The sequence below is a fragment of the Kitasatospora sp. NPDC004799 genome, from assembly GCF_040609095.1.
Classification (GTDB): domain Bacteria; phylum Actinomycetota; class Actinomycetes; order Streptomycetales; family Streptomycetaceae; genus Kitasatospora.
Map to the genome: position 1 here is coordinate 1 of NZ_JBEXJK010000556.1, position 4,342 is coordinate 4,342.

General features: G+C 76.5%; 4 protein-coding genes. 2 read left to right on the top strand and 2 right to left on the bottom strand.

The features are described 5' to 3' along the window. Positions 1 to 1,377: hypothetical protein (locus ABZW03_RS37870; protein ID WP_355268975.1), on the top strand; the 1,377-nt coding region annotated here is incomplete at its 5' end. A 103-nt stretch (positions 1,378 to 1,480) separates the two neighbouring features. Here the strand turns inward: ABZW03_RS37870 and ABZW03_RS37875 are convergent. Both ABZW03_RS37875 and ABZW03_RS37880 read right to left on the bottom strand, forming a co-directional pair. Continuing rightward, on the bottom strand, positions 1,481 to 2,452 hold the full coding sequence (locus ABZW03_RS37875) for a DUF2510 domain-containing protein (RefSeq protein ID WP_355268977.1): 972 nt from the start codon (positions 2,450 to 2,452) through the stop codon (positions 1,481 to 1,483). Positions 2,453 to 2,461: 9 nt separating this feature from the next. Continuing rightward, positions 2,462 to 3,805 (bottom strand): MFS transporter, encoded by a 1,344-nt coding sequence (locus tag ABZW03_RS37880; RefSeq protein ID WP_355268979.1) that lies wholly within the window; start codon positions 3,803 to 3,805, stop codon positions 2,462 to 2,464. Positions 3,806 to 3,831: 26 nt separating this feature from the next. Between ABZW03_RS37880 and ABZW03_RS37885 the strand changes: the two genes are divergently transcribed. After that, positions 3,832 to 4,342: CGNR zinc finger domain-containing protein (locus ABZW03_RS37885; RefSeq protein ID WP_355268981.1), on the top strand; the 511-nt coding region annotated here is incomplete at its 3' end.

Below are 4,342 nucleotides of genomic sequence, written 5' to 3' on the forward strand. Positions count from 1 at the left end.
GCCGCGCCGCCCGCCGGCAGCACCCCGCGCGCCAAGGCGGGCACCCCCGCCACCAGCCGTCCGACCCCGGCCAGGACGCCCGTCACCGCCGCCCCCGCCGGGGACCGGCAGGCCGTGATCGGCAGCCCGGGCAAGGACGGTGGCGCCGTCACGGCGGCGGCCAACAACCTCCAGCTGACGGCGTACGACCCGGCGGGCGGGACGGCGGTGCTGTCGGCCGCGGGGGCACCGGCCGCCCAGGCCCCGAACTCGCCCTCGCCCTCGGCCCCGGCCTCGCCCGGAGCCGCCCCGACCGGCGCCACTCCGACCGCGTCGGCCACCGCGGCCGCCGCCGTCCAGCCCGGGCAGCTGATCGCCAGCCCGCCCACCGCCGCCGCGCCGCAGGGCGCGCTGGTCGCCGTCACCGGCGTCCGCCCCGGCGCGGGCGACACGCTCGCCCTGACCACCCGTCCGGCCACCCTGTCCGAACTCCTCGGCGGCACCGAGGCGGACGGCAACGTCCCCGTCGACCCGCACGGCATCACGGTGACCCCACTGGTCAAGGACCTCAAGGCGACCGCCGGCCTGACCGGCAACGGCGCGCAGGCCGACGCCTCCGGCACCCTGGAGGTGAACGTCAAGGCCCCCGTCCCGCTGCCCGGCGGCGCCGGCCTCGACGCGTCCGGCTCGCTCCAGCTCCACCCGGCCGTCCACTTCGCCTACCACGGCGCGGCGGCCGGCAGCCCGCGCACCGCCTCGATCGGGTTCGACCTCGGCGCCCACGCCCAGTGGAAGGTCACCGGCGACGCCGCCCGCGGCACCGGCGCGGCGCCGATCCGGGTGCCCTTCGCCAAGCTGCAGGCCAGCCCGGTGCTGACGGTCGCCGGCCTGCCGGTGGTCGTCAACCTCGGCCTCACCTGCTACCTGGAGGTCAGCGCCGACGGCCAGGTCCACCTGGAGGCGGAGCAGGACGCCACCGGCACCTGGGCGGTGCGCGCCGACTACACCGGCGGCAAGGGCTGGACCCCGGTCACCAACGCCGAGACCAAGGTCAGCCCGGTGCACCTTCGGCTGAACGGCAAGGCGAGCGTGCGGGCCGCGCTCGGCGCCGAGATCAGCCTCGGCCTGTACGACACCGTCGGCGTGGAGACCACCGTCGCCCCCTACCTGCGCGCCCAGGCCGAGGGCTCGCTGGTCGCCGACTCCTCCGGCAACCCGCCGCAGGCGCAGGGAAGTTGGTCGCTGGTCGGCGGCGTGGACCTGAACGGCGCGCTGCTCGCCCACCTGAAGGTCTTCGGCACCCCGATCATCGAGGGCAAGCTGCCGCTGCCGCCGTTCCACCGGGAGTGGCCGCTGCTCGCGGGCTCGGCGACCCTGCCCGCCCCGCAGCGCAGCTGACGTACCGTCATTCCATGGGCCCCCCGCCGGAGTTCTTCCGGCGAGGGGCCCATGTCGTGGATAGCCAGATTGCCGGTGGGAGCCGATCGGCCCTCGCGGGCGGTCAGGTGCCGCTGGTGGGGGTGTCGTCCTTCTTGACGCCCAGCAGGATCTGGTCCAGCACCGAGATGTCCGGGGCGGCCGGGTCCTCGTCCACGCCGCCGTCGAAGACCACGTAGCCGCCGCCCTTGGCGGGCAGGGCGGCCAGCAGCACGTAGCCCTGGGTGCCGTCGGCGTTGGTGATGTGCCAGCGGGTGGCGTAGCCGGCCACGCCGGCGACGGTCAGGCTGCCCGAGCCGTAGTCGGTCTGCGAGGTCATCCCGCTGAAGATCTGCTTGGCGACGGTCGGCATGGCGGCGTCGGCGGCCGCCTTGGCGGTGTCGCCCTGGACGGTGTCCTTCTCCACCGAGAACCGGCCGCGGATGCAGGCCCTGCCGTTGGCGCAGGTGTAGCGGCCGCTGCCGAGGTAGACCGTCCACTGCGGGGTGTCGGTCGCCGAGACCTCCCAGCCCTCGAACACCGGGAGGGTGATCGAGTGCTGCTTGTCCGCGACGGTGCTCTTGAGGACCGGTGCGGGCTTGGGCGGCTTCGGGGCGGGGGTGGGGCTCGTCGTCGGGCCGGTGCTGCGGCTCGTGGAGACGGAGACGGTGGGGTCGGTGGTCGGGTCCGCCGTCGGGTCGCCGCCGTGGCTGAGCGCGATCCCGGCGATGCTGCCGCCGATCGCCAGCACGCCGACCGCGACGGCGACGATCACGCCCGGCTTGGCGCGCCGGGGAGCGGGCGCCGGGGCCGCCGGCGGGTAGCCGGGGCCGGCCTGGCCGTAGGGCGCGGCCGGGTACGCCTGCTGAACCGGGTACGGCTGCGGGCCGGGGTACGGCTGCGGACCGGTGAGCGCCTCCTGGCCCGGGTAGCCGTAGCCGCTCCGGCCTGGCCGGACGTCGTCGGTCCAGGCGCTGCCGTCCCACCAGCGCTCGTGGCCGGGGGCGCCGTCCGGACCGGGGACCGGGTACCACCCGGGAGGCGTCGCGTTGTTCACGGCCGTACGCTACCCGGCGGTGCGCGGCCCCGAGCCGGGTGGGGTGTCCTGCCCGCCGGGCTTGCCCCGCCCGTGTCCGCCCTGCCCGCCGCGGGCGGTGACCGCGAAGGTCACGGCCGCGGCGGCGGCGAGCGCCGCCCAGGCGGCGGTGAACCCGTGGGTGGTGTCGCGGAGCAGTCCGAGGGCGGGCGGCACCAGCACGACGGCCAGTTGGTTCACCGCCATGACCAGGCCGAGCGCGAAGCCGGTCCGGCCCGGCGGCGCCGACTCCGCCAGGTGGGCCACCCAGGGGCCGTACCAGCCGATCCCGAAGAAGCCGAGCCAGGTGAACAGGACGGCGGCCGCCACGGGGGACTGGCCGGCCGGCGTCGTCAGGGCCGCCAGTCCGGTCACCACCGCGCCCAGGCAGACCAGGACGGGCCGGTACCGCCCGCCGCGGCTGCGGTCGCTCCAGGCCGCCAGCGCGATCCGCCCGACCGCCCCCGCGACCTGGGCCGCCACCAGGACGGCGGCGCTCGCGCCGGGGCCGAGGGCCGTCACGTCGTGGAGGTACAGCGCGCTGAGCACGCCGACGCCGCCGTGCACCGAGACCAGGCACAGGCCGGAGAACAGGATCCGCGCCATGGCCGGCTCGCGGAGGATCCGCAGCCGGGCGCGGACGGAGGCCGCGGGGGTGGTCGGTGGCGCGGGGGCCTTCGGTGACGCGGGTGCGAGGTGTGCCGCCGGGGCGGTCGGCGGCCGCCGGTAGAGGGTCGTGAAGAGCCCGGCGCCCAGCAGCGCGACCAGCCCGCCGACCACCAGTGCCGCCCGCCACCCGTACGCCACCGCCACCAGTGGCAGGACGGCGGCCGCGAGCGCCCCGCCCAGCGGCAGCCCGGCCTGGCGGACGCCCATCGCCAGCCCCCGCTGGGCCGGGTCGAACCAGACCGCCACCGACTTGCTGCCGCCGGGCTGCACGGTGCTGTACCCGGCGCCGACGACCAGCAGGACGGCGAGCAGGGAGGCGTACCCCTGGGCCAGGCTGCCGAGCAGCAGGGCCGCGGCGACCACGGCGGAACCGATGCCGACGACCCAGCGCTCGCTGTGCCGGTCCAGCAGTTCCCCGGCCACCAACAGGCCGACCAGCGGCACCAGTTGGGAAGCCGAGAGGAGCAGGCCCAGCTGGGTCGTGCTGAGGTCCAGCGAGCGCTGCAGGGGGACGGCCATCGCCCCGATGCCCTGGACGAAGAAGCCGGAGGCGGCCTGGGTGACGGTGGCGACGGCGAGGACCACCCAGCGGTACCGGGGCCGGCGTTTGGCCCCCGGGGAGACCGCCGGTGCGGAGCGCGTTCCGGTGTCGGTGTGCTGACTCATGCCCAGCAGCCTGCTGTCATGGTCTTATGCATCTCAACCCTTACGGCGAGGGCGCCGTGCACCTCGCCGCCGACCTGGCCAACCGACGCCCCCGGACCGCCGAGGAACTGCTGGACCGCTGCCGCGCGGCCGGACTGGCGGTCGACGGGCCGGTCCGGCCGGCGGACCTGACGCGCATCCTGACCCTGCTGGACGCCTGGGAGTCGGTGGTCGACGCGGCCGACGAACGCGAACGGGCCGAGCGGCTCAACCGGATGCTGGCCGCCGACGCCGACCACCCCCGGCTGACCGACCACACCGGCGGCTGGCACCTCCACTACCGTGACGACCACCAGTCGTTCGCCGCCGTACTGTCCACCCTGATCGCCGTCGGCACCGCCTTCCACCTGGTGGGCCGCGGCATGCACCGGCTCGGCCGGTGCGCCGTCGCCGAGTGCACCACCGTCTTCGCCGACACCACGCGCACCGGCCGCCGCCGCTACTGCTCCCACCGCTGCGCCAACCGCGACGCCGTCCGCCGCCACCGCCGCGCGGCCC

What these genes read in the sequence shown, in the direction of transcription:
- ABZW03_RS37880 (WP_355268979.1), bottom strand. Translation starts at nt 3,805, where the DNA reads ATGAGTCAGCACACCGACACCGGAACGCGCTCCGCACCGGCGGTCTCC.